Source organism: Streptomyces sp. NPDC059009, assembly GCF_042740175.1.
Classification (GTDB): domain Bacteria; phylum Actinomycetota; class Actinomycetes; order Streptomycetales; family Streptomycetaceae; genus Streptomyces.
In genome coordinates this window covers 17,124-35,750 of the sequence record NZ_JBHYJB010000070.1, presented here as the reverse complement: position 1 = coordinate 35,750, position 18,627 = coordinate 17,124, and the positions used below count along the sequence as shown (strand labels likewise).

Genomic DNA, 18,627 nt, shown 5'->3' with positions numbered 1-18,627 from the left:
CCGCCTTGCATCTCGACGCACCACAGCCCGCTCACCAGCGACGGACGGCACAGCTCGGAATCATGCGGCCTGATCCGCCGGACAGGCCCTAGGCGGGCCCGTCGGCGACCCTGCGCACCGTGTCGCGGGTGCGGTCGACGACCGCGGCGATCGGGCCGAGCGCCACGTTCTTGAGGGCCGTGTCCGCGCCGGGGTGCGGCCGGGCCGGAGCCAGGGCCTCCGCCGCCTTCACCGCCCGCGCGAGGACGTCGAGCCGGGAGCGGTCCGCGGCCAGCCGCAGATGGGCGAACTCATGGCGCTCCTCGGAGTCCGCGTGGGCCAGCACGTCCTGCCGCAGCGCGGCGAACCGGGCGAGAAAGTCAGGGGAGTCCACGTCCATGCCGTCCAGGCGGGACAGGGCGTGCTTCGCCCGCTGCTCCTCCTGCAGCCGGTCGCCGACCACCTGGTCGCCGCCGTCGATGGTGCGGCGGGCGTACGGGTGGACGACCTCCTCCTCCGTCGTCTCGTGCACCGCGAGGAGCCGGACGAGTTCGTTGACGCACAGCTCGCGCTCGCTGCCCTCGGCGGCCACGACCTCGTCGAACAGGACGCGGATGCGGGCGTGTTGGGCCTGGAGGAGCTCCACGACGTCGTCGGGACGGTCGGGGTTCTCGCGCTCGGTCATCCTCGGGCTCCTCTTCCTCCGTATCGGGGTGCGGCCCCGGCGGGTACCCGGCCGACGTTTCGTTACGCGCCGTGGTGCGGGGGTACCCGGCGGCCATGACTGAACGCGACAGGCTGCACACCATGAAGGAAGGGACCGACGGTCCCGGCATGCGCCCCACGCGTGCGGGGACCGTCGACGGCGCCCTGGAGCAGGCCGTACGGGACGGGCTCCGGGAGTCGCTCCACGACTCGCTCCACGAGGAGCTGAGCGCCTGCCTCCGCGAGGAGGTGCGCGCCCACACCGAGAAGCAGCGCCGCACCGCCAAGCTGTACGCGGCCTCCGGCACCCTCGCCCTGTACGCGGGCGGCGCCCTGGTCGTCGCGGCGGGCCTCGCGATCGCGCTCGGCCTGCCCGGCTGGGCGGCCGCCCTGATCGTGGGCGTGGCGCTCGGCGGCTTCGCGATGATGCTGCGCCAGGCGGCACGGCCGCGTCCGCCGCGGACCGAGACGAGGACGGCCCCGCCCACGACGGTGCCGCCGATGACGGGCGGCGGGCAGACGAGGGCCGGGGAGACAGGGGCCGGCATGCCGGTCGTCCCTCCGGTCACCCCGCCGGACGGCGCGCAGGGCGTCCCCGCCCCGCCTCCTGCCCCGCCGGCCGGCCCCGCCCCCACCCCCGCCCCCGGCACCGGAGCGCCGGGACCGGAGGCCCCGCACCACCGGGGCTGACGTCATCGGTGCTCAACCGGCCCGCACCGGGTGCTCACCCGGTGCGGGCCAGCCAGGAGGTGGCCACTTCGGAGGCCACCTCCACGACGGTCCGGCCGTCCGTGGCATGGCGCGGCGTGCCCTCCGGTACCCGCCTCTCCAGCAGGCCCGCCATGAACGCCGAGCGGCGCAGCTGCTGTTCACGCTCCGAGCCCTGCTCGCGCGCGGTCAGCCGCGCCCGGACGGTGGCGTCCGTCGCCGTGAGCAGCGCCCGCGTGACCCGTACCTGATACCGGCCACCGGGCCCGCTCAACGCCTTCAGGAACATCCACTCCTCGCTCTCCATCACACTCGCCGTGTTCGTGTAGACGAGGCGACGGCAGCCGAGGTCCGCGTAGTTGGCCCACAGCGCGGCCAGGTTCCGCTCGGTGATGAGCGACCGGTCCGGGTCGCCTTCGGGCGCCGGGTGCACCGCGTCCAGGACGTCGCCCTCGATGAACGCGTGCGCCACGTCCGCGGCCCGCAGCCGCGCCGCGACCTCCCATCCCCCGGAGGACTTGCCCGCGCCCGAGCGGCCGCCGATGAGCAGGACGTCAACGATTTCCAGAGCCGGATCCATGGGCCGAGACTCGCAGCTCGGGGGCGGTCCGCGCCAACGGAAATGGCTCAACGGGAGGGGCTCAAGGGGAGGGGCTCGACGGAAAAGGCTCGACGGAAAAGGCTCGACGGAAAGGGCTCGGCGGAAGAGGCCCAACAGGACCTGGTCCTGCGGGCCGTGGCCTCACGCCACCCGGAAGGTCCTCACGCCACCCTGAACGTCTCCACGTCGTCCGAGCGCAGCGTGAGCCCGTGGCCGATGCCGGAGCCGGGGCGGACCACGCCGCCCGTCGGGTCGAGGGCGCCGTCGAAGAAGAGGGACTCGACGCGCACGTGGTCGTGGAACCACTCGATGTGGCGCAGGTTCGGGACGCAGGCCGCCGCCGAGGCGTGGATGTGCGGGGCGCAGTGGGCCGAGACCTCCAGGCCGTGGGCCTGGGCGAGGGCCGCCGCGCGGAGCCACTCCGTGAGGCCGCCGCAGCGGGTGGCGTCCGCCTGGAGGCAGTCCACCGCGGGGATCATGCGCGCGAAGTACGCCAGGTCGTAGCCGTACTCGCCCGCCGTCACATCGCACATCAGGTGGTCCCGGACCAGGGCGAGTCCACGCAGGTCATCGGAGGAGACGGGCTCCTCGAACCAGCCGACGCCGTGCTCGGTGAGCGCCTTGCCGACCCGAACGGCCTGCTTGCGGGTGTAACCGCCGTTCGCGTCGACGTACAACTCGGCCTGGTCGCCGATGACTTCGCGGGCGGTGGCCACCCGGTGCACATCGCGGGCGGCCGCGCGGCCCCAGCTCTCGCCGATCTTGATCTTGACGCGGGGGATCTGCTGGCCGTGCACCCAGCCGTTGAGCTGGGCCGCCAGATGCGTGTCGTGGTACGTGGTGAAGCCGCCGCTGCCGTACACGGGGACGTCGTCGCGGGCGGCGCCGAGGAGCCGTACGAGAGGGAGTTCCAGGAGGCGCGCCTTCAGGTCCCACAGGGCGATGTCGACCGCCGAGAGGGCGCAGCCCGCGAGGCCCTGGCGGCCCGTGTTGCGCACGGACTGCGTCATCGCGTCGTGGGCGGCGGGGATGTCGAGGGCGTCGCGGCCGGTGAGGACGGGTGTGAGCCACTCGTGCACCACGTCGGCGGCGGCCGCGGGCGCGTACGTCCAGCCGGTGCCGGTCGCGTCGCCCGCCGTGACCTCCGCGATCACGATGGTGGTGGTGTCCCAGGCGCTGGTGCCGTCGGCCTCCGGGGCGTCCGTGGGGACGGTGTAGGCGGAGACGGCGGGTGGTTCGATGCTGACGGTGTCTTTCAAGGGGGCCTCGGCCTCGTGCGTGATGGGGCCGGTCTCCGGCTCGCGGGAGAGGAAGAGCCGGAGACCGGTCGGGCGGGGTGAGCTCGGTGCGGGTATCCGGGCTCGCGTGGCTCAAACCCGTCTCTGTGCCGCCTCTTGTTCCGTCGGGCTACGTCCAGCTCCGTCGCGTTCCGCCGTGTTCTGCCGTGTTGTGCTGCGCTTCGCCGTGTTGCGCCCGCTGCCGCGTCGCGGCAGCGCGTTTGGGAGGTCGGGGTCAGGGCACGCGGGAGGTCCGTCCGACCGCGCCGGAGGCGATCGCGTGAGCCGTGTCCCGATCCGATCCACTGGCCGCAGCGCCGACCGCAGCAGCGGTGGCACAGGCCGGTCCCACACCGTCGTCGTCGGGGCCGGGTTCGCCGGCTACCAGACCGCCCGCACCCTCTCCCGGCTCAGCCGGTACCGGGGCGGCAACACCGACGTCACCCTGCTCAACCCCACCGACTACTTCCTCTATCTGCCCCTGCTGCCCCAGGTCGCCGCGGGCCTCCTGGAAGCCCGCCGGGTCACCGTCTCGCTGAGCCGCACCCTGCCCCGCGTACGCCTCGTCCTCGGCGAGGCCGACGGCGTCGACCTGGACCGGAACGCCGTGCGGTACACCGATCCCGAGGGCCGGCGCGGGGAGTTGGCGTACGACCGGCTCGTGCTCGCCGTCGGGAGCGTGCACAAGCTGCTGCCCGTGCCGGGCGTCGCCGAGCACGCGCACGGGTTCCGGGGGATCCCCGAGGCCCTGTACACGCGCGATCACGTGATCCGGCAGATCGAGCTGGCGGCGGGCGCGGACGATCCGGCGGAGTGCCGGTCCAGGTGCACCTTCGTCGTGGTCGGCGGAGGGTACACCGGTGTCGAACTCGCCGCCCAGGGCGCCATGTTGACCGACGCGCTCGTGCGCAGGCATCCGCTGCGCGGCGGGATGCGGCCGCGCTGGCTGCTCCTCGACCTCGCCGACCGGGTGCTGCCCGAGCTCGACCGCCGACTGTCCGCAACCGCCGACCGCGTGCTGCGGCTGCGCGGCGTCGACGTGCGCACCGGCACCTCCGTGAAGGAGGCGACGCCCGAGGGAGTGCTCCTCGACGACGGGGAGTTCATCGACGCGCGGACCCTGATCTGGTGCGTCGGTGTGCGGCCCGATCCGCTGATGGCGAGCGTCGGCAGGCCGCTCGAGCGCGGGCGGCTGCTCGTCGACCCGTACCTCAACGTGCCGGGGCATCCCGAGGTGTTCGCGTGCGGGGACGCCGCCGCCGTGCCCGATCTGACCAGGCCGGGGGAGTACACGCCGATGACGGCCCAGCACGCCTGGCGCCAGGGCAAGGTCGCCGGCGCCAACGTCGCCGCGTCCCTCGGCTTCGGCAACCGGCGCTCCTACCGCCACCACGACCTCGGCTTCACCGTCGACCTCGGTGGCGCCCGCGCGGCCGCCAACCCCCTCGGCATCCCGCTGTCCGGGCCGCTCGCCGGGGCCGTCACCCGCGGCTACCACCTCGCGGCCATGCCCGGCAACCGGGTGCGGGTCGCCGCCGACTGGCTCTTGGACGCCGTACTGCCGCGCCAGGACGTCCAGTTGGGCCTGGTCCGGTCGTGGTCGGTGCCCCTGGACACGGCCTCGCCGGAATTGGCCCGGCTGCCCGGCGGGCCGCCGCGGCCCGAGGAGGAGCGCCCCGAGGAAGAGCGTCCCGAGGAAGAGCGCAACGAACGACCCGAAGGAGAGGACCGCTGACCATGCCCCTGAACCACGCCAACCTCGAAGTGACCGAGGTCGCCCGGCAGTTGCGGGTCGACTCGATCCGAGCCGCGGCCGCCGCCGGATCCGGGCACCCCACCTCGTCGATGTCCGCCGCCGACCTCATGGCGGTGCTGCTCACCCGGCACCTCCGCTACGACTTCGACCGGCCCGAACACCCCGGCAACGACCGCTTCATCCTCTCCAAGGGGCACGCCTCACCCCTCCTCTACGCCGCCTACAAGGCCGCCGGAGCCATCGACGACGACGAACTCCTCTCCTTCCGCACCCTCGGCGGCCGCCTCGAAGGACACCCCACCCCGCGCCGCCTGCCCTGGGTCGAGGTCGCCACCGGCTCGCTCGGACAGGGGCTGCCCGTCGGCGTCGGGATGGCCCTGTCCGGGCAGCGGCTCGACCGGATCCCGTACCGGGTCTGGGTGTTGTGCGGGGACAGCGAGCTGGCGGAGGGCTCGGTGTGGGAGGCCGCCGAGCACGCCGGGTACGAGCACCTGGACAACCTCACCGCGGTCGTCGACGTCAACCGGCTCGGCCAGCGCGGGCCCACCCGCCACCAGTGGCACCTCGATGAGTACGCGCGCCGTCTGATCGCCTTCGGCTGGCACGTCGTCGCCGTCGACGGGCACGACCCCGACGCGATCGACCGGGCCTTCCAGGAGGCCGAGTCCACCGTCGGCCAGCCCACCGCCATCCTCGCCCGCACCCTGAAGGGCAGGGGCGTCGCCGCCGTCGAGGACCGCGAAGGCATGCACGGCAAGCCGTTGCCCGACGCGGAGGAGGCCGTCGCCGAGCTGGGCGGGGCGCGGGACGTGCACGTCCATGTCCAAGGGCCGCCCGCCGCCCGGGTGTTGCACGCGGTGCGCTCCGGTCACCTGGAGCTGCCCCGCCACGAGGTGGGCGGGTCCGTCGCCACCCGCACCGCCTACGGGCAGGCCCTCACCGCCCTCGGCACCGCGCGCGGCGACGTGGTCGCCCTCGACGGCGAGGTCGGCGACTCGACGCGCGCCGAGTACTTCGCGAAGGAGCACCCCGACCGGTTCTTCGAGTGCTACATCGCCGAGCAGCAACTCGTCGCCGCCGCAGTGGGGTTGGCGGCGCGCGGCTGGGTGCCGTACGCCTCGACGTTCGCGGCCTTCCTCTCCCGGGCCCATGACTTCGTACGGATGGCGGCGGTCGGCGGCGCGGGCATCAACCTGGTGGGCTCGCACGCCGGTTGCGCCATCGGACAGGACGGTCCTTCGCAGATGGGCCTGGAGGACCTCGCGATGTTCCGCGCGGTGCACGGCTCGACGGTCCTCTACCCGTGCGACGCCCACCAGACGGGGCGGCTCGTCGCGGCGATGGCGGACCTCGAGGGGGTGCGGTACCTGCGCACGTCCCGCGGGGACATGCCGGTCCTGTACGGGCCCGACGAGGAGTTCCCCGTCGGAGGCGCGAAGGTGCTGCGCTCGTCCGACGCGGACCGGCTGACCGTCGTCGCGGCGGGCGTGACGGTCCACGAGGCCCTGGCCGCCGCCGAGTTGCTCGATCGCGAGGGCATCCAGGTACGCGTCGTCGACCTGTACTCCGTCAAGCCCGTCGACAAGCGCACCCTGCGCGAGGCGGCCGCCCGCACCGGCTGTCTGCTCACCGTCGAGGACCACCGGCCCGAGGGCGGCCTGGGCGACGCCGTCCTGGACGTCTTCACCGACGGCACCCCCGTGCCGCGCCTGGTGCGGCTCGCCGTGCGCACCATGCCGGGCTCGGCCTCCCCGGCCGAGCAGCTGCATGCGGCGGGCATCGACGCCGAGTCGATCGCGGCGGCGGCGCGGCTGCTCACCGAGCAGGCGGTGGTGCGGTGACGGGGCTCACCGGGCGGGCGGTGGTGCGGTGAGCGAGCCGGGGCGGCGTCCGGTCGTGGCCCGCTTGAAGTAGGCGTTCGCGGCGGGCCGGAACATCAGCACCACGGCGGTGAGCACGGCCGCCAGGTGCAGCACCCGGCTCGCCCCGAACAGCACGTCCGCGACGGAGAGATCCGTGACCGCGTCCCCGACCCCGTGCCCGTCGGCCAGCCACTGGACGGGCCCGATCACCAGCGAGAGGGCCCCGAACACCCCGAGGCCCACGGTGAGCGCGCACCGCGCCCAGTTCCGGCCGCGCCGCAGCTGCACGGCGAGCAGCACGGCCGCCGAGAACACCGCCATCCGCAGCGCGACGCCCCCGGCGAGCGACCCGAGGGAGCCCAGGGAGCCGTCCGCGCCGGTGGCCCGGTCCACCACGGCGACGACGGTCTCGAAGGCGCCGGCCGCGACGGCGACCAGCCAGAGCACGAAGGCGGCGTGGACGGGAGCGGGCGCCGGAGGCGCGTCGGCACCCAGTGGATCGTACGGAGGCGGGCGGCGGGAGACCCGGGAGACCCGGGAAGGCCGGGAAGCCCGCGAAATCCGGGTGGTCCCGGAGGTTTTCGTCATGGCTCGATGCTCCCGCCGCGAGCCTCCCGGAACACTCCGGCGGGCCACCAGGCACGGGGTGGAGATAACCCCCCTGACCAGGTGGGTTCAACGAGAAGAGCGCCCCGCGGACCCGTACGGGGACGGGACGGGCGCCCACGGACCCGTACGGGAACGGGACGAGCGCCCCACGGACCCGTACGGGAAAGAAGCACTCCGCAGACCGAGGAGGCGAGTCAGCCACCATGGACAACGGCACCCAGTCGGTACGGGCGGGTCGCCACACCGTGCACCTGCACCGGCCGGACAAGGTCCTCTTCCCCAAGGGGGAGGGCGGCGACGAGGTGACCAAGGCGGACCTCGTCGCCTACTACCGGGCCGTCGCGCCCTTCATGCTGCCGCACCTGCGCGGGCGCCCGCTGATGCTGGAGCGGCTGCCCGACGGCGTGGGCGGGCCCCGCTTCGTGCAGAAGGACACCCCCGACCACTACCCGGAGTGGGTCACCCGGGCCGAGGTCCCCAAGAAGGAGGGCGGGAGCCTGCGCCACACCGTGTGCGACAACACCGCCACCCTCCTCCACCTCGCCGACCAGGCATGCCTCACCCTGCACCGCTTCCTGTCCCGCGCCGGACACCTCGACTTCCCCGACCGGCTGGTCTTCGACCTCGACCCGCCCGAGGCCGCGTCCGGGGCGGGGTCCGGATCCGGGTCCGGGGACGACTTCGACGCCGTGCGCGCCGCCGCCCACCTGCTCGGCGAACGCCTCGACCAGGTGGGCCTGCCCTCCGCGCCCATGACGACGGGCTCGCGCGGACTGCACATCGTGGTGCCCCTCGACGGCCGGCACGACGTCGACGACGTCCGGGCCTTCGCCAAGGACCTCGCCGACGGCCTCGTCGCCGCCCACCCCGATGAGCTCACCACCGCGGCCCGCAAGAAGGACCGCGGCGAGCGCCTCTACCTGGACGTGCAGCGCAACGGCTACGCGCAGACCGCCGTCGCCCCGTACGCGGTGCGGGCCAGGCCGGGCGCGCCCGTCGCCACCCCCCTCGCCTGGGCCCAGCTCGACGAACCGGGCATGGGCGCCCGCCGCTGGAGCGTCGCCGACGCCGTCGAACAGGCCCGCACCAACCCCTGGGAAGGGCTCCTGAGCCGGGGCCGCGCCCTCGGCCCGGCCCGCCGCAGGCTGCGTGCCCTCGGTGTTTGACCCGGCCCTTCCTGGTGACCCGGACCCGGAGGTGGCCATGGCTGAAGCATCCCGAACGCCCAAAGCACCCCGTGACACGGGGACCGTGCTGCGCCAGGCGCGCGACCAGCTGGTGGAGCTCACCGGACTGGAGGCCGAGGCGGTGACGTCCTTCGAACGCACCGAGGACGGCTGGCGCCTGGTCGTCGAAGTGCTCGAACTGGCCCGGGTCCCCGACACGATGAGCCTGCTCGCGAGCTACGAGGTGGACCTCGACCAGCGAGGAGAGCTCACCGGCTACCGCAGGATCGGCCGCTACGAGCGCGGGCGGGCCGACCCACATCGTCGTGGCGGCCAGTAGGCCGCCGACCGCGCGCTCCCCACACCCGTATGCCCCAAGGCAAGGAGGAACGGTCGGTATGACCGTCGTCCCGGCACAGCAGAGCGGCGGATCAGGCGGCACCAGCGGCCTGTATGACGTCGTCGAACTCATCCTGGACCGAGGTCTGGTGATCGACGCCTTCGTGCGCGTCTCGCTCGTCGGCATCGAGATCCTCAAGGTCGACGTGCGCGTGGTCGTCGCCAGCGTCGACACCTATCTCCGCTTCGCCGAGGCGTGCAACCGCCTCGACCTGGAAGCGGGACCGCGCAAGAGCCCCGGCGTCCCCGACCTGATGGGACAGCTCACCGAGTCCGGCGCCCGCGGCAAGTCGAAGGGCGCGCTCTCCGGAGCGGCCGAGACCATCTCCGACGCGTTCAAGCAGGCCCGCGAGGAGAGCGAGGCGGAGGAGCGGCCGCGCCCGCGGCGCTCCTCGTCGTCCGCACGCCGTAAGGAGGAGAAGGAGTGAGCACGTACATCTACGGCATCGCGGCGAGCTCCCACCCCGCGCTGCCCAAGGGCATGGGAGGCATCGGCGACCCACCGCGCCCGGTGCGCGTCCTGGAACACGGCGAGCTCGCGGCGATCGTCAGCGACGCCCCCGAGGACCTGCGGCCCAAGCGGCGCGACCTGCTCGCCCACCAGAGCGTCCTGAGCGAGGCGGGCGCCGCGGGCTCCGTCCTGCCGCTGCGCTTCGGCAGCCTCGCCCCCGACGACGAGTCCGTCGTGACGGTCCTCGCCGACCGCGCCGACCACTACGAGGAGCGGCTGCACGCCCTGGCGGGCCGGGTCGAGTACAACGTCAAGGCCAGCCACGACGAGCAGGCGGTGCTGCACCAGGTGCTCGCCGAGAACCCCGAGCTGCGCGACATGGTCGCCGCCAACCAGCGTGCGGGCGGCGGGAGTTACCAGGAGAAGGTGGAGCTCGGCGAGCAGGTCACCCATGCCGTACGGGCGCGTGAGGAGAGCGACGGCGTCGAGGTGCGCCGGGCCCTCGAACGGGCGGCGGACGCGGTCAGCGCGGGCCCCGAGAGCACCGGCTGGCTCGCCAACCTCTCCTTCCTGGTGCACCGCGACACGGCCGAGGGCTTCCTGGCCGCCGTCGAGGAACTGCGCGCCGACCAGCCGCACTTGGACCTGCGGGTGCACGGCCCGCTGCCGCCGTACAGCTTCGTCGACCCCGCGCCGTCCGAGCCCGCGACGCCCGCGACGCCCGCGGCCAGCGGTCGGCGGACCTCGGAGTGACGGCCCGCCATGGGTCTCGTCGGTGAACTCCTGCTCCTGCCCCTGGCCCCCGCCCGCGGCACCTTGTGGGTGCTGCGGCAGGTGGTCGCGGAGGCGGAGCGCCAGTACTACGACCCGGCCGCCGTGCGCGCCGAACTCGGCCGCCTGGAGGAGCGGTTGACGGCGGGTGAGATCGACGAAGACACCTTCGACCGCCTTGAGGACGAGCTTCTCGAGCGGCTGCGACACGAGCCGGCACGCGAATTCTGACCGGATCTGACTCTGAATTCTGAACTCTGAACTCTGAACTCTGACTCTGAATCGAGACATCTGACCATGAACCGACTGGGATTGGGCCTCGCCGTAGGCGCGGGGTACGTCCTCGGACGCACGAAGAAGGCCAAGCTGGCCTTCGCCGTGGGGACGCTGGTGGCAGGCCGCAAGCTGAGCCTGGACCCGAAGGCGATCGGCACCTTTGTGAGCAGGCAACTGGCCGAGAACCCGCAGTTCAAGGAGATAGGTGACCAGTTGAGGGAGGACGTGCGCGGCGTGGGCAAGGCCGCGACGGGCTCCCTCGTCACCCGCCAGATGGACAGCCTCGCGGACCGTCTGCACGACCGCACGCTCGGCGTCCAGGACCGGCTCGCCGGAGTGGTGCCGGGCGGGGAGGCGTCCGAGGACGAGGAGGAGGACGAGGAAGAGGGGAAGTCCGGCAAGGCGGAGGGGCCGGAGGACGCGTCGAGGGACTCCGGCGAGTCCGGTGACTCCGGTGACTCCGGCGAGGCCGACCGTTCCAGGCGGCGCGCCCCCAAGGCCGCGACGTCCGCCAAGCCCGCGAAGTCCACGTCCGCGAAGACCGCGAAGGCCGCGAAGCCCGCCAAGTCCGCCGTCAAGTCCGCGCCCAGGTCCGCCCAGCGGGCCCCGGCCAAGAAGACCACGGCGAGAAGCGCTCCCGCGCGCCGGAAGCCCACGTCGGGGCGCGCCTCCGAACGGCCGGCCGCCCGCTCGAAGGGGGCCCGCAGCGATGACTGACCTCACGAAGACCCTCAAGGACAGCCCTGCCGCCGACCGCCTCAAGGAAGAGGCTCAGGCGTTCCTCATGGCGCAGGCCCAGCGCGTGCTGGTCGGCGTGGGCCACAAGCTGGGCTCGGCCACGAACCGGCTCAACGACATCGCCGAGGGCCGCAGCCCCGGCTTCGCCGACCTGGCGCTCCAGGGCGGCCGGAAGCTCGCCGAGGGCAAGGGCCCGGTGCGCAGCGCCGTGGAGATCGGCGGCGGCCGCCTCAAGGACAAGGTCGTCGGCGCCTTCAAGGGGCTCGGCGGCAAGAGCAAGAAGAAGGGCGGGGCGGGACAGAAGCCGACGGTCATCATGGAGTACGTCGACGTGGGCGTCCCCGTCCGCGAGGCGTACGACCAGTGGACCCAGTACCAGGAGTTCTCGACCTTCGCGAAGGGCGTCAAGGGCGCCACGGTCGCGCAGGACACCGACTCCGACTGGAAGCTCAAGGTCTTCTGGTCCCAGCGCAGTTGGCGCGCCCACACCACCGAGCAGGTCCCCGACCAGCGGATCTCCTGGACGTCCGAGGGCGCGAAGGGCACGACGAAGGGCGTCGTCACCTTCCACCCGCTCGGCGACAACCTGACCCGGGTGCTGCTGCTCATCGAGTACTACCCCAAGGGCCTGTTCGAGCGGACGGGCAACATCTGGCGTGCCCAGGGCCGCAGGGCCCGCCTCGACCTGAAGCACTTCGCCCGGCACATCTCGCTGCGCGGCGAGGCGAGCGACGGCTGGCGCGGCGAGATCCGCGACGGCGAGGTCGTGCGGAGCCATGAGGACGCGGTGGCGGAGGAAGAGGAAGAACAGGCATCCGACACCGGGGAGGAGCCCGACGAGGAGGAACGCTCCGAGGAGCCTCGGTACGAAGACGAAGACGAAGACGAAGGCGAAGACGAGGCCGCGTACGAGGACGAAGAGTCCGACGAGCCCGAAGACGCCGAAGATGCCGAGGACTTCGAGGACGAGGACGAGCCCACATACGAGGACGACGAGGGCCGCGCCGAGGACGAGTACGACGAAGAGGGCCGGAACGAGGAAAACGAGGAAGAGGAAGAGGAAGAGCGCGAACCCGTCGCGGCCGGCGGCGGCCGGAGCCGCCGATGACGACGCCCCAGCGCCCCGGCGGACGGCTGCCCGACCCCTACGGCCGCGGCGAGAGCGCCAACCTCGCCGACATCCTCGAACGCGTCCTGGACAAGGGCGTCGTCATCGCCGGGGACATCCGGGTCAACCTCCTCGACATCGAGCTCCTGACCATCAAGCTCCGCCTGGTCGTCGCCTCCGTCGACCGGGCCAAGGAGATGGGCATCGACTGGTGGGAGTCCGACCCGGCGCTCTCGTCGCGGGCGCGCCGTGGCGAACTCAAGCGGGAGAACGCGGAGTTGCGCCACCGCCTGGCGGAGCTCGAGGAGCTGGAAGAGCGAGGCAGAGATGAGCGATGACCTGCTGTACGTATACGCGGTGTGCTGGCCCCTCGGGGAGCGGTTGCTCCCCGAGGGGCTCACCGGAGTCGGCGGGGCGGCGCCCCGCTGCCTCACCGAGGGCGGCCTGACCGCCGTCGTCGGGCCCGTGCCCGCGCGGGACTTCGCGGAGCAGCAGCTCCGCGCGCACCTGGAGGAGCTGGACTGGCTGACGGAGACGGCGCGCGCCCACGAGAAGGTGGTCGCCGCGCTCACCGCCGTCACCGCCCCGCTGCCGCTGCGGCTCGCGACCGTCTTCCGGGACGAGAAGGGCGTACGTGCGCTGCTCACGGCGGAGGCCGACCGGTTCGCCGCCGTGCTGGCGCGGATCGACGGACGGGTGGAGTGGGGCGTGAAGGTGTACGAGACGGAGGACCGCACCGACGCCGCGCCGAGCGACGGCGACCAAGCGGCCCCGGCCCGGGCCCGGGCCCCGAGCAGGGCCCCGGCCCAAGCCCCGGCCCCGAACGCGTCCCCGAACACCACCTCCCGCCCCACCACCTCCCGCCCCACCACCGGCCGCGACTACCTCCGCCACCGGCGCACCCAACAAACGGCACGCGAGCAGGCGGACGAGCGGGCCGAGGAGTTCGCGCGCCGAGTGCACGCCGAGCTCGTCCGGCACGCGGACGCCGCCCGGCTGCACCCGCCGCAGAGCGCCACGCTCTCCCGCGCGCCGGGCCGCAACGTGCTCAACGCCGCGTATCTGGTGGAGCGTTCGCGCATCGGTCCCTTCATCGAGGTGGTGGAGCGGAGCAAGTACGGCGAGCCGGGCCTGCGCCTGGAGCTGACGGGCCCCTGGGCCGCGTACTCCTTCAGCGGCGGCGAGGGGCTGGACGGCGAGGTGGCGCCGTGACCGTCACCGAGCCCGTCGTCGAACGCCGGGAGGTCGCCCTCGTCGACCTCCTCGACCGGCTGCTCGCGGGCGGCGTCGTCATCACCGGCGACCTGACCCTGCGGATCGCGGACGTGGATCTCGTACGGATCGATCTGAAGGCCCTCATCAGCTCGGTGAGCGAACGCGTCCCGTCCCCGTGGGGCTCCACGAGGACGTGGGAGGACTGACTGACCCATGGACCTCGAACCGGAGACCGTGGAACGGGACTTGGTGGCCCTCGTCCTCACCGTCGTGGAACTGCTGCGTCAGCTCATGGAGCGGCAGGCGCTGCGCCGCTTCGAGACCGGCGAGCTGTCGCCCGACCAGGAGGAGCGGATCGGGCTGACCCTGATGCTGCTCGACGAGCGGATGACGGAGCTGCGGGAGCGGTACGGACTGCGGCCCGAGGACCTGAATCTGGACCTCGGGCCGCTCGGACCGCTGCTGCCCAGGGACTGAGTCCCCGTGCTGCTCAAGGGCCCAGTCCCCGGGGAAGCCCGGGGACTGGGCCCTTGGCCGCGGCGGGTCTACCAGCGGTACCACCGCGCCCTGCCGCCCGCCGGCGTCGAGCTCCGCATCAGGAAGCCGAGCAGCCAGACGACGAGGACCGCGACCGCGATCCACCAGAGGAGCTTCACCGCGAAGCCCGCCCCGAAGAGCAGCAGGGCCAGAAGAAGAACCAGTAAGACAGGAACCATAGTTGTCTACCTCCTGCCCACCGAGTGCCCCTGTTCGGGACAAGGATTCGGGGCAAGGAACCTCCCGTGTGCCCGGTTGCGGGCCCGGTTGTGGGAGCTCTCCGTCCGTATGGATCGCGCCACGGATGAGGCGGTGGCGCGGCCCGTGCGGCAAGATGACCGCGTGCGAATAGGGATGCTCGGGCCTTTTGAAGTGCAGGTCGGCGACGGGGAAGCGGTGGAGGTGCCCGGCGCCCGGCTGCGCGGGCTGCTCGCGGCGCTCGCGCTGGAGCCCGGCCGGATCGTGCCGCGCGCGCGGCTCGTCGACTGGATCTGGGGCGAACAGTCGCCGGCGGACGCGGTGAACGCGCTACAGGTCCTGGTGTCCCGGCTGCGCCGGGTGCTGCCCGACGGTTCGGTGGAGGCGAAGTCCGGCGGCTACCGCCTGGCCGTCGACCCCGACGCCGTGGACGTGAGCCGCTTCGAGCGCCTCGTGGCGCAGGCCCGTACCGCCGAGGACCCGGCCCGCGCGGAGCTGCTGCGCTCGGCCCTCGGCCTGTGGCGCGGAGAGGCCATGGAGGGCGTCGCGCTGCAGGGCAGCGAGGCGTTCGACGCCGCGGTCACGGCCCTCGCCGAGCGCCATCTCGCCGTGCTCGGGGACCGGATGGAGACGGAGGCCCGCCTCGGCCGCGGTGCGGAACTGATCACCGAGCTGACCGACCTGGTGGCGCGCCATCCGCTGCGGGAGGGCTTCGTCGGGGCGCTGATGCGCGGCCTCGCGGAGGCGGGCCGCACCGCCGAGGCGCTGACCGCGTACCAGCAGCTGCGCGAGTGCCTGGCCGACGAGCTGGGCGCGGACCCCTCCGCCGAACTGTCCGCGCTGCACACCGCGGTGCTGCGCGGCGAGCTGGGCGCCCGGCCGGAGAGCCCGAAGACGAATCTGCGCGCCGAGCTGACCAGCTTCGTCGGCAGAGACGGCGAGGGCGGTGAGGACGGCGCGGTCGCCGCGGTCACCGAACTCGTCGCCGGACACCGCCTCGTCACGCTCACGGGAGCGGGCGGCTCCGGCAAGACGCGGCTCGCCACGGAGGCCGCGCGGACCCTGCTCGGCGGTCTGCCGGACGGCGCCTGGCTGGTGGAGCTGGCCGCGCTGCAGGCGGGCGGCGACCCGGCGCAGGCCACGCTGACCGCGATCGGCCTGCGCGACCAGGCACTGCCCGGCGGGGCCCCGGGCGGGGACGCGGTGGACCGGCTCGTCGCCGCGGTCCGGGACCGCGCGATGCTGCTGGTCCTGGACAACTGCGAGCACATGCTCGACGAGGTCTCGGCGTTCGCGGACCGGCTCCTGGGGGAGTGCAGGCGGCTGCGCATCGTGGCCACCAGCAGGGAACCGCTCGGCATCACGGGCGAGGCGCTGCTGCAGGTCGAGCCGCTCGCCCTGCCCGCGGAGGACGCGGACCCGGCGGAGATCGCCGCCGCACCCTCGGTGCGGCTGCTGCGGGACCGGGCCGGCGCCGTGCGCCGCGGCATCGGCTCCGACGAACAGACCCTGGCGACGATGGCGCGGATCTGCCGTGCCCTCGACGGCATGCCGCTGGCCATCGAACTGGCCGCGGCCCGGCTGCGCACCATGTCCGTCGACCAGCTCGCGGACCGGCTCGACGACCGGTTCCGGCTGCTGACCGGCGGCAGCCGCACGGCGCTCGCCCGGCACCGGACGCTGCGCGCGGTCGTGGACTGGAGCTGGGACCTGCTGAGCGAGGACGAGCGCGCGGTGCTGCGCCGCCTGTCCGTGTTCTCCGGCGGCGTGAGCCTGGAGGCGGCCGAACGGGTCTGCCCGGACGGGGAGTTCGTCCTCGACCTGCTGACCGCGCTGACCGAGAAGTCGCTCCTTCGCTCGTACGGGGAGGGCGCGCCGCGCTACCGGATGCTCAACACCATCAGGGAGTTCGCGGTGCAGCGGCTCGTCGAGGCGGGGGAGGCCGAGTCGGCACGCCAGGCGCACCTCGCCTACGTCACCGAGCTGGCCGAGACCGCCGAGCCGCATCTGCGCCGGGCCGAGCAACTGGAGTGGCTGGCCGTCCTGGAGGCCGAGTACGACAACATCGGGGCCGCCCTGCGGGGCGCCATCGCCGAGGGCCGGGCGCAGGAGGCGATGCGGCTGGTCGCCGCGGTGGGCTGGTACTGGTTCCTCAGCGGGCGCAAGGCCGAGGGCACCGAACTGGGCGTCGCGGCCGCCTCGTTGCCCGGTGAGGTGTCCGACGAGGTGCGGGCGGTGGCGTACGCGTTGGTGGCCATGCTGGTGACGTCCGGGTTCGGCGGTCCGGAGCAGGCGCAGAAGTGGATCCACGAGGCGTACCGCTTCAGCCGGCACGGCCGCAGCCACCCGGTGATCGCGCTGGTCGGGCCGCTGGAGAAGATGCTGAAGGGGCCGTCGGAGTTCCTGGCCGCCTATGAGGCGCTGCTCGACGACGAGGACCCGTGGGTGCGGGCGCAGGCCCGGCTCAACTGCGGCAGGTTCCGTCTGGTGCTGAGCCACGCCGCGTCGGGGGAGCCGGAGGGGCCGGGTGCATCAGGTGCGTCGCGCCTCCGCGACGCGGAAGCGGACATCGAGACGGCCCTCACCGAGTTCCGCGCGCTCGGCGAGCGGTGGGGCGCCTCCCTCGCGCTGACCTCGCTGGCCGAACGGCTCGCCCTGCGCGGCGAGTTCGCCCGCGCCTGCGCGTACTACGAACAGGCGAGCGCCACCCTGACCGAGTTCGGCACCACGGAGGACGTGGTCGGCCACCGGGCGCGGCAGGCCCAGCTGTACTGGCTGCTCGGCGACGAGCGCGCCAGCGAGGCGGCCCTGGCCGAGGCGGAGCGGTGCGCGGACCGGATCACATGGCCGGACGCGCTGGACGCGATGGCGGTCCTGATCGCGCAACTGGCGTGGTGGCGCGGCGAGTCGGACCGGGCCCGCGCGCAGCTGGCAGCGATCCGGGGGCGGAACGACGGGGGCGACGGGGGTGGTCTTCGAGCCGTGGTCGAGGATCTGTCCGGCTACCTCACGGACGACCTCGACCAGGCCCGCACGCACCGGGCGGCGGCGTTCCGCGCCGTGGTCCAGGTGGGGCATCTGCCGATGATCGCGCAGGTCCTCGTCGGGTTGGCGGACCTCGCACTCCGCCAAGGACGGGACGAACAGGCCGTACAGCTGCTCGCGGCGAGCGACGCCGTGCGCGGCACGCAGGACCGTTCGCTGCCGGATGCCGCGCGGATCGCGGAGGAGACGCGGGGGCGCCTCGGCGAGACGGCGTTCGCCGAGGCGATGCGCGAGGGCGGACAGGCGGACTGGCAGGAGCTGGCGGAGGCCACGCTCAAGGCGTGACCGTCGGGTGCTCGGCCCCCGTGGCCGTGGGGTGCCCGGCCCGGCGGACGACGATGCCCCCGGCGTTGCTGCGGGCCCGCACCTTGACGGTCCGCTCCGCCTGCTCCGGGGCGGGCTGTCCGGCCAAGTGATTGTGCACGCGCCCCATGGAGGTGTGCGCGTCGAGCCGGACGTCGGTGCCGTGCGGGACACCGACGTCCACTGTGCCGATGACGGAGTGGAGCTCGACCGAGCCACAACCCACCTGCCCCACACGGATGTTGCCGTTGGTGGTCCTGGCGTCGACCGCGGCACGCGCCACGTCGACGGTGATGTCCCCGATGGCCGAGCTGACCTTCACGTCGCCGTCGGCCGCACCGATCCAGCAGTGCCCACCGGCATTCTTGACGACGGCGGTCCCGCCGGCCCGGCGGATCCGGACGTCCCCGTTCGCGCTGACCTCGGCCTGCCCGCGCACCTGGTCGACGGTCACCTTGCCCGCGGTGGTCTTCAGCCGCACCCGGTCGGCCTGCCCGACCCGGATGTCCCCGATGGCGTTCTGCAGCCGGCAGCCCCCGACGACGCCCTTGACGACGTACTCCCCTTCAGCGGTGTCCCCCCGCACATCGGACCCGCTCGGCAGCTCCACCACCACGTCCACGGAGCCGTACTTGGTGGTGAACACGGTGCGCCGCTTCGGATGCCGGACGACCAGCCTGCCGTCACCGAACTCGAAGGTGACGTGCTCGGCGGCCTGGATGTCCAGCTCCCGCGACGGGTCGACCGGCCGGACCTCGACGACGGTGTCGGCGCGCTCCGAGGCGACGAACCGGATGTTCCCGAAGACGATGTCGACGGTCACGGAGAGGGGCTCGGGGGTGGGGAAGGTGGGCATGGCGGACAACTCCTGAAGGCTCGTGGTGCGCGGCCCGCGGCGCGTTTCCCGCCGTGGTGCCACCACG

At 73.4% G+C, this 18,627-nt stretch carries 21 protein-coding genes; 15 read left to right on the top strand and 6 right to left on the bottom strand.

What is annotated here, in order from left to right:
* Positions 1–88: 88 nt before the first annotated feature.
* Positions 89–664, bottom strand: coding sequence for a hemerythrin domain-containing protein (locus ACFWYM_RS42835; protein ID WP_384850566.1), 576 nt, complete (start codon positions 662–664; stop codon positions 89–91).
* Between the two features lie 95 nt (positions 665–759).
* On the opposite strand from ACFWYM_RS42835, the gene ACFWYM_RS42830 reads away from it, so the two are divergent.
* Positions 760–1,374 carry a phage holin family protein gene (locus ACFWYM_RS42830; RefSeq protein ID WP_384850563.1) on the top strand — a complete coding sequence of 205 codons (615 nt, stop codon included), beginning with the start codon at positions 760–762 and terminating at the stop codon, positions 1,372–1,374.
* 34 nt (positions 1,375–1,408) lie between these two features.
* On the opposite strand, the gene ACFWYM_RS42825 is transcribed toward ACFWYM_RS42830, so the two are convergent.
* Together ACFWYM_RS42825 and ACFWYM_RS42820 are read right to left on the bottom strand one after the other, a co-directional pair.
* On the bottom strand, positions 1,409–1,972 hold the full coding sequence (locus ACFWYM_RS42825; RefSeq protein ID WP_384850560.1) for a hypothetical protein: 564 nt from the start codon (positions 1,970–1,972) through the stop codon (positions 1,409–1,411).
* A 182-nt stretch (positions 1,973–2,154) separates the two neighbouring features.
* On the bottom strand, positions 2,155–3,252 hold the full coding sequence (locus tag ACFWYM_RS42820) for an enolase C-terminal domain-like protein (protein ID WP_384850557.1): 1,098 nt from the start codon (positions 3,250–3,252) through the stop codon (positions 2,155–2,157).
* 313 nt (positions 3,253–3,565) lie between these two features.
* Here ACFWYM_RS42820 and ACFWYM_RS42815 point away from each other — a divergent pair, with 313 nt between their 5' ends.
* Positions 3,566–5,005 carry an NAD(P)/FAD-dependent oxidoreductase gene (locus ACFWYM_RS42815; RefSeq protein ID WP_384850569.1) on the top strand — a complete coding sequence of 480 codons (1,440 nt, stop codon included), beginning with the start codon at positions 3,566–3,568 and terminating at the stop codon, positions 5,003–5,005.
* A gap of 2 nt (positions 5,006–5,007) precedes the next feature.
* Complete coding sequence (locus ACFWYM_RS42810; RefSeq protein ID WP_384850554.1) at positions 5,008–6,867, top strand: transketolase; 1,860 nt, start codon at positions 5,008–5,010, stop codon at positions 6,865–6,867.
* Between the two features lie 6 nt (positions 6,868–6,873).
* Here the strand turns inward: ACFWYM_RS42810 and ACFWYM_RS42805 are convergent, their stop codons facing one another.
* A complete protein-coding gene (locus ACFWYM_RS42805) occupies positions 6,874–7,476 on the bottom strand; it encodes a hypothetical protein (RefSeq protein WP_384850551.1) in 603 nt (200 codons plus the stop codon).
* Positions 7,477–7,700: 224 nt separating this feature from the next.
* On the opposite strand from ACFWYM_RS42805, the gene ligD reads away from it, so the two are divergent.
* The 11 genes from ligD to ACFWYM_RS42750 all read left to right on the top strand — a co-directional run bounded on the left by ligD (position 7,701) and on the right by ACFWYM_RS42750 (position 14,098).
* Positions 7,701–8,663 carry a non-homologous end-joining DNA ligase gene (gene ligD / locus ACFWYM_RS42800; RefSeq protein ID WP_384850548.1) on the top strand — a complete coding sequence of 321 codons (963 nt, stop codon included), beginning with the start codon at positions 7,701–7,703 and terminating at the stop codon, positions 8,661–8,663.
* Positions 8,664–8,700: 37 nt separating this feature from the next.
* Complete coding sequence (locus ACFWYM_RS42795; protein ID WP_384850545.1) at positions 8,701–9,003, top strand: gas vesicle protein; 303 nt, start codon at positions 8,701–8,703, stop codon at positions 9,001–9,003.
* A 58-nt stretch (positions 9,004–9,061) separates the two neighbouring features.
* Positions 9,062–9,490: a gas vesicle protein GvpJ gene (gvpJ, locus tag ACFWYM_RS42790; protein ID WP_384850542.1), complete on the top strand. Its 429-nt coding sequence runs from the start codon at positions 9,062–9,064 to the stop codon at positions 9,488–9,490.
* Complete coding sequence (locus ACFWYM_RS42785; RefSeq protein WP_384850539.1) at positions 9,487–10,266, top strand: GvpL/GvpF family gas vesicle protein; 780 nt, start codon at positions 9,487–9,489, stop codon at positions 10,264–10,266. The genes gvpJ and ACFWYM_RS42785 overlap by 4 nt, the downstream gene beginning before the upstream one ends.
* A 9-nt stretch (positions 10,267–10,275) precedes the next feature.
* Entirely contained in the window at positions 10,276–10,515 is a 240-nt protein-coding gene (locus ACFWYM_RS42780; RefSeq protein WP_384850536.1) for a gas vesicle protein GvpG, read from the top strand.
* A 66-nt stretch (positions 10,516–10,581) separates the two neighbouring features.
* Positions 10,582–11,277 carry a DNA primase gene (locus ACFWYM_RS42775; protein ID WP_384850533.1) on the top strand — a complete coding sequence of 232 codons (696 nt, stop codon included), beginning with the start codon at positions 10,582–10,584 and terminating at the stop codon, positions 11,275–11,277.
* Positions 11,270–12,406 (top strand): SRPBCC family protein, encoded by a 1,137-nt coding sequence (locus ACFWYM_RS42770; protein ID WP_384850531.1) that lies wholly within the window; start codon positions 11,270–11,272, stop codon positions 12,404–12,406. Before ACFWYM_RS42775 ends, ACFWYM_RS42770 begins: the two co-directional genes overlap by 8 nt.
* Positions 12,403–12,744: a gas vesicle protein gene (locus tag ACFWYM_RS42765; protein WP_384850528.1), complete on the top strand. Its 342-nt coding sequence runs from the start codon at positions 12,403–12,405 to the stop codon at positions 12,742–12,744. Before ACFWYM_RS42770 ends, ACFWYM_RS42765 begins: the two co-directional genes overlap by 4 nt.
* Positions 12,734–13,618, top strand: a complete 885-nt coding sequence (locus tag ACFWYM_RS42760) for a GvpL/GvpF family gas vesicle protein (RefSeq protein WP_384850525.1) — start codon at positions 12,734–12,736, stop codon at positions 13,616–13,618. Before ACFWYM_RS42765 ends, ACFWYM_RS42760 begins: the two co-directional genes overlap by 11 nt.
* A complete protein-coding gene (locus tag ACFWYM_RS42755; protein ID WP_384850522.1) occupies positions 13,615–13,827 on the top strand; it encodes a gas vesicle protein in 213 nt (70 codons plus the stop codon). The genes ACFWYM_RS42760 and ACFWYM_RS42755 overlap by 4 nt, the downstream gene beginning before the upstream one ends.
* 7 nt (positions 13,828–13,834) lie before the next feature.
* Positions 13,835–14,098, top strand: coding sequence for a gas vesicle protein K (locus ACFWYM_RS42750; RefSeq protein ID WP_384850519.1), 264 nt, complete (start codon positions 13,835–13,837; stop codon positions 14,096–14,098).
* Positions 14,099–14,166: 68 nt separating this feature from the next.
* On the opposite strand, the gene ACFWYM_RS42745 is transcribed toward ACFWYM_RS42750, so the two are convergent.
* Complete coding sequence (locus ACFWYM_RS42745) at positions 14,167–14,337, bottom strand: hydrophobic protein (RefSeq protein WP_384850516.1); 171 nt, start codon at positions 14,335–14,337, stop codon at positions 14,167–14,169.
* A gap of 163 nt (positions 14,338–14,500) precedes the next feature.
* On the opposite strand from ACFWYM_RS42745, the gene ACFWYM_RS42740 reads away from it, so the two are divergent.
* On the top strand, positions 14,501–17,686 hold the full coding sequence (locus ACFWYM_RS42740; protein WP_384850513.1) for a BTAD domain-containing putative transcriptional regulator: 3,186 nt from the start codon (positions 14,501–14,503) through the stop codon (positions 17,684–17,686).
* On the opposite strand, the gene ACFWYM_RS42735 is transcribed toward ACFWYM_RS42740, so the two are convergent.
* The gene (locus ACFWYM_RS42735) at positions 17,676–18,560 is read right to left on the bottom strand and encodes a DUF4097 domain-containing protein (protein ID WP_384850510.1); all 885 of its coding nucleotides are present in this window, start codon (positions 18,558–18,560) and stop codon (positions 17,676–17,678) included. The genes ACFWYM_RS42740 and ACFWYM_RS42735 overlap by 11 nt on opposite strands.
* Positions 18,561–18,627: the final 67 nt, after the last annotated feature.

Bases quoted from the DNA above. Each gene is read 5' to 3' on its own strand.
- ACFWYM_RS42835 (WP_384850566.1), bottom strand. From the start codon at position 664: ATGACCGAGCGCGAGAACCCCGACCGTCCCGACGACGTCGTGGAGCTC.
- ACFWYM_RS42830 (WP_384850563.1), top strand. From the start codon at position 760: ATGACTGAACGCGACAGGCTGCACACCATGAAGGAAGGGACCGACGGT.
- ACFWYM_RS42825 (WP_384850560.1), bottom strand. From the start codon at position 1,972: ATGGATCCGGCTCTGGAAATCGTTGACGTCCTGCTCATCGGCGGCCGC.
- ACFWYM_RS42810 (WP_384850554.1), top strand. From the start codon at position 5,008: ATGCCCCTGAACCACGCCAACCTCGAAGTGACCGAGGTCGCCCGGCAG.
- ACFWYM_RS42805 (WP_384850551.1), bottom strand. From the start codon at position 7,476: ATGACGAAAACCTCCGGGACCACCCGGATTTCGCGGGCTTCCCGGCCT.
- ligD (WP_384850548.1), top strand. From the start codon at position 7,701: ATGGACAACGGCACCCAGTCGGTACGGGCGGGTCGCCACACCGTGCAC.
- ACFWYM_RS42795 (WP_384850545.1), top strand. From the start codon at position 8,701: ATGGCTGAAGCATCCCGAACGCCCAAAGCACCCCGTGACACGGGGACC.
- gvpJ (WP_384850542.1), top strand. From the start codon at position 9,062: ATGACCGTCGTCCCGGCACAGCAGAGCGGCGGATCAGGCGGCACCAGC.
- ACFWYM_RS42780 (WP_384850536.1), top strand. From the start codon at position 10,276: ATGGGTCTCGTCGGTGAACTCCTGCTCCTGCCCCTGGCCCCCGCCCGC.
- ACFWYM_RS42775 (WP_384850533.1), top strand. From the start codon at position 10,582: ATGAACCGACTGGGATTGGGCCTCGCCGTAGGCGCGGGGTACGTCCTC.
- ACFWYM_RS42770 (WP_384850531.1), top strand. From the start codon at position 11,270: ATGACTGACCTCACGAAGACCCTCAAGGACAGCCCTGCCGCCGACCGC.
- ACFWYM_RS42765 (WP_384850528.1), top strand. From the start codon at position 12,403: ATGACGACGCCCCAGCGCCCCGGCGGACGGCTGCCCGACCCCTACGGC.
- ACFWYM_RS42760 (WP_384850525.1), top strand. From the start codon at position 12,734: ATGAGCGATGACCTGCTGTACGTATACGCGGTGTGCTGGCCCCTCGGG.
- ACFWYM_RS42750 (WP_384850519.1), top strand. From the start codon at position 13,835: ATGGACCTCGAACCGGAGACCGTGGAACGGGACTTGGTGGCCCTCGTC.
- ACFWYM_RS42745 (WP_384850516.1), bottom strand. From the start codon at position 14,337: ATGGTTCCTGTCTTACTGGTTCTTCTTCTGGCCCTGCTGCTCTTCGGG.
- ACFWYM_RS42735 (WP_384850510.1), bottom strand. From the start codon at position 18,560: ATGCCCACCTTCCCCACCCCCGAGCCCCTCTCCGTGACCGTCGACATC.